Source organism: Streptomyces sp. UH6, assembly GCF_013421635.1.
Classification (GTDB): Bacteria; Actinomycetota; Actinomycetes; order Streptomycetales; family Streptomycetaceae; genus Streptomyces; species Streptomyces abyssomicinicus.
Window position 1 is genome coordinate 1 of the sequence record NZ_JACADT010000496.1, and the last position, 4,138, is coordinate 4,138.

At 73.6% G+C, this 4,138-nt stretch carries 5 protein-coding genes and 1 pseudogene; 5 read left to right on the forward strand and 1 reads right to left on the reverse strand.

Annotated elements, in window-relative coordinates; genetic code table 11:
* The 4 genes from HW445_RS20685 to HW445_RS20700 all read left to right on the forward strand — a co-directional run.
* Window positions 1-503, forward strand: a 503-nt coding sequence (locus HW445_RS20685) for an acetate--CoA ligase family protein (RefSeq protein ID WP_180222476.1), incomplete at its 5' end; no start/stop codon positions are given.
* Between the two features lie 64 nt (window positions 504-567).
* Window positions 568-1,155, forward strand: a complete 588-nt coding sequence (locus tag HW445_RS20690) for a DUF5998 family protein (protein WP_180222477.1) — start codon at window positions 568-570, stop codon at window positions 1,153-1,155.
* A complete protein-coding gene (locus HW445_RS20695; RefSeq protein WP_180222478.1) occupies window positions 1,155-2,378 on the forward strand; it encodes an alkaline phosphatase family protein in 1,224 nt (407 codons plus the stop codon). Before HW445_RS20690 ends, HW445_RS20695 begins: the two co-directional genes overlap by 1 nt.
* A gap of 225 nt (window positions 2,379-2,603) precedes the next feature.
* Entirely contained in the window at window positions 2,604-3,254 is a 651-nt protein-coding gene (locus HW445_RS20700) for a thymidine kinase (protein ID WP_180222479.1), read from the forward strand.
* Between the two features lie 113 nt (window positions 3,255-3,367).
* On the opposite strand, the gene HW445_RS20705 is transcribed toward HW445_RS20700, so the two are convergent.
* Complete coding sequence (locus HW445_RS20705) at window positions 3,368-3,886, reverse strand: carboxymuconolactone decarboxylase family protein (protein ID WP_180222480.1); 519 nt, start codon at window positions 3,884-3,886, stop codon at window positions 3,368-3,370.
* Between the two features lie 47 nt (window positions 3,887-3,933).
* Here HW445_RS20705 and HW445_RS20710 point away from each other — a divergent pair.
* A pseudogene (locus tag HW445_RS20710) lies at window positions 3,934-4,138 on the forward strand (GntR family transcriptional regulator); the annotation flags it as partial.

Here is a 4,138-nt window from a genome sequence, read left to right on the forward strand (position 1 = left end):
GGCTCGACCTCGCCGACGAGGAGCAGGTCCGCCGCGCCTTCGCCGAACTCGCCGACCTGTTCGGCGGGGCCGGCCAGGTGCGCCCCGTCGTCCAGCAGATGGCGCCGCGCGGTGTGGACACCGTGGTGCGCGCCGTGATCGACCCGGCGGCGGGCCCGGTCCTGTCCTTCGGCCTGGCCGGGGCCCCCTCACAACTGCTGGGCGACCTCTCGCACCGGCTGATCCCGGTCGCCGGCCGTGACGCCGCCTCGATGATCCGCTCGGTGCGGACCGCGCCCCTCCTCTTCGGCTGGCGCGGCGCGGCCCCCGTGGACACCGACGCCCTGGAACGGCTCCTGCTGCGGGTGTCCCGGCTGGTCGACGACCATCCCGAGGTGGTCGCCGTCACACTCGAGCCCGTGGTCGTCGCCCCGCGCGGCGTGAGTGTGCTCGGCGCCTCGGTGCGGCTGGCGCCTCCGCCGGCCCGGGACGACCAGGGGCCGCGTACCCTGCCGGAGTACTGACCGAAGCGCTCCGGGCCGTCCGGAGCGGTCCGGGCAGTCGGTGCGCCGCCGTAGGATGGACGTCATGGCCAAGACCAGTACGACGACCCAGGGGCTGCGCGCGGCGATCGAGCGCAGCGGCTACTACCCGGCCCTCGTGGCCGAGGCGGTGGAGTCCGCCGTCGGCGGGGAGCCCGTCCGGTCGTTCCTGGTCCATCAGGAGACCACGTTCGACGCCAACGAGGTCCGCCGCCACGTGACGGTGCTGGTGCTGACCGGCAACCGCTTCATCGTCAGCCACACCGACGAGCAGAACGCCGACAGCACCTCCCCGTCCCCGTACGCGACGACGTCCACGGAGTCGGTGAAGCTCGAGAAGATCTCCTCGGTGGTGGTCAGCCGCGTCGTCTCCGACCCGGAGACGTACACGCCGGGCCGGCTGCCCCGGGAGGTCGTGCTGACCATCGGCTGGGGCGCGGTCTCCCGCATCGACCTGGAGCCCGCCGCCTGCGGCGACCCCAACTGCGACGCCGACCACGGCTACACCGGCAGCAGCACCGCCGACGACCTCAGCCTCCGCGTCAGCGAGGCCGGGGACGGACCGGAGACGGTCGCCCAGGCGCTGGCCTTCGCGCAGGCGCTCTCCGAGGCGATCGCGGACAACGCCCGCTGATGTCCCACTCCGCATGGGACGACTGGGAGCGCGCCAACGCCGCGTCCGCCCCCGGCCATCCGGAGCCGTTGCCGCTGTCCTCCGCCCCGGTCCCCGAGTACGGCAGCGGCTCGCTCGCCGACCTGCTGCCCACCCTGGCCGCCGGGATGGAGGTGCCGGGCGTCACCGCCGCGATACCGGAACTCGCGCCCGCCGACCGGGCCTGCGTCTTCCTGATCGACGGACTGGGCTGGGAGCAGCTGAAGGCGCACCCCGACGAGGCGCCCTTCATGACCTCCCTGCTGGCCTCCTCGCGCGGCGGCACCGGCCGCCCGCTGACGGCCGGCTACCCGGCGACCACGGCCACCTCCCTGGCCTCGGTCGGCACCGGCCTGCCGCCGGGTGCGCACGGCCTGCCCGGCTACACGGTCCGCAACCCGGAGACCGGCGAGCTGATGAACCAGCTCCGCTGGAAGCCCTGGACCTCCCCGGCCCTCTGGCAGCCCCACCCCACGGTCTTCCGGCTGGCCGAGGCGGCCGGCGTGCACGCCGCGCAGGTGTCCTCCCCCATCTTCGAGTCCACCCCGCTCACCGAGATCGCGCTCAGCGGCGGCTCCTTCCACGGCCGTCTCGCCGGCGAGGAGCGGATGGACCTCGCCGCCGCGCAGCTCGCCGCGGCCGACCGCGCGCTGGTCTACACCTACTACTCCGAGGTCGACGGCGCCGGCCACCGGTTCGGCGTCGACTCCGACACCTGGCGCGGCCAGCTCGGCTACGTCGACCGCCTGGTCCAGCGCCTCGCCGAACAGCTCCCGCCGCGCAGCGCCCTCTACGTCACCGCCGACCACGGCATGATCGACGTGCCCTTCGACGAGGAGCACCGCATCGACGTCGACGAGGACTGGGAGCTCAAGGCCGGCGTCGCCCTGCTGGGCGGCGAGGGCCGTGCCCGCCACGCCTACGCGGTGCCGGGCGCCGCGAACGACGTGCTCGCCGTCTGGCGCGAGGTCCTCGGCGAGCAGTTCTGGATCGCCTCGCGGGACGAGGCGATCGAGGCCGGCTGGTTCGGCCCGCACATCGACGACCGGGTGTACGCCCGGCTCGGCGACGTGATCGCGGCCGCCCACGACGACGTCCTGCTGATCGCCTCGCAGCGCGAGCCCAAGGAGTCCCTGATGGTCGGCAACCACGGGTCGATGACCCCCGCCGAGCAGCTGGTCCCCCTCCTGGAGGTCCGCACCTGACGGCCCCGGCCGTCGCCGCGATCCGTCCGCCCCTTCCACCGCACGCTGACCGAAAGGCGTTCGACCTGTCATGCCAGAGCTGGTGTCCTTCTCGGGGACCGTGGCCCGCGGGAAGCCGACCGACCCCCTCGGGCATGCGCCGCGCGCGGGCCGGCCGGGCCGCGGTCCTGTCCGTGCCGACGGGGTTGTCCGTGTGAGTTCGCCGGGGAAGGGCCCGCGTTGCTGATGTCCGAGCTGGTGTTCTTCTCCGGGACGATGGACTGCGGAAAGTCGACGCTGGCCCTCCAGATCGCGCACAACCGTTCCGCCCGTGGGCTGGAGGGGCTGATCTTCACCCGCGACGACCGGGCGGGTGAGGGCAAGCTGTCGTCGCGGCTGGGCCTGGTGACCGACGCGGTGGAGGCGGGTCCCGGGTTCGACCTGTACGGCCACGTGGTGGACCGGCTCCAGCGGGGCGGACGGGTCGACTACGTGATCGCGGACGAGGCGCAGTTCCTCGCCCCGGAGCAGGTGGACCAGCTGGCCCGCGTCGTGGACGACCTCGAGATGGACGTCTACGCCTTCGGCATCACCACCGACTTCCGCACCCGGCTCTTCCCCGGCTCGCAGCGGCTGATCGAACTCGCCGACCGCGTCGAGACGTTGCAGGTCGAGGCGCTGTGCTGGTGCGGGGCGCGGGCCACGCACAACGCGCGCACGGTGGGCGGCGTGATGGTCGTCGAGGGCGAGCAGGTCATGGTCGGCGACGTCGCCAACCAGCCGGACGAGATCGGCTACGAGGTCCTGTGCCGGCGTCACCACCGCAGGCGGATGACCGGCGCCACGGCGCGGGCCGGGTCGCTGTCGCCGGACGTGCTGCAGGTCAGCTCCGCCTGAGCGGCCGGGCGATGCCCGTGGCCGCGGGACATGAGCGCCCGCCGCCGTCGCCCGGACCACAGCCGTCCCGGACAGCAGCGTCCCGGACCGCAGCCGTCCCGGACCGAGGCCCGTCAGCGGGCCGTTCTCTCGTCCCCGCCCGCGACCTTTCCGGTGCTCAGGGCGATGCGGTTCCAGGTGTTGATCGTGAAGATCAGCGAGAGGACCCGGGCCAGTTCCGTCCCGTCGAAGTGGCGGGCCGCCTGCGCGTAGACGTCGTCGGGGACACCGCCGTGGGAGACGAGGGTGACGGCCTCGGTCAGGGCGAGGGCGGCCTGCTCCTTCTCCGTGAAGAAGTTCCGCGCCTCGCGCCACACGCCGATCATGTGCAGCCGGGCCTCGTCCTCGCCGGCCTCGCGGGCGTCGGAGGTGTGCATGTGGAGGCAGTAGGCGCAGCCGTTGAGGAGCGAGGCACGGATCTGGATCAGCTCGACCAGGGCCGGGTCGAGGCCCTCGCGTGCGGCGGCGTCGAAGCCGATGAGGGCCTTGAACGCCCTGGGGGCGGCCTGGGCGAAGTCGATCCGCGGGGCGTGCGCGGGAGCGGTCGGGGCGGCGGTGCGGGGAGCGGTCGAGGTGCTCGTGCTGTTCGTCATGACCACGAATCTAGGGTCGGGAAAGACCTCCGCTAGGGTGCATTCCCGTGCCGGAATCATGGGTCAATTCGTGGGTCGATTCGGCGGAACGCATCGGCAGCGACCTGCACCTGGACCTGTCCGGTCCCGGAAGCCGCCGCGCCGTGCTGATCCGCGCCCTGCGGGACGCGGTGCGCGAGGGGCGCCTCGCCCCGGGCACCCGGCTGCCGCCCTACCGCTCGCTGGCCGCCGACCTGGGCCTCGCCCGCAACA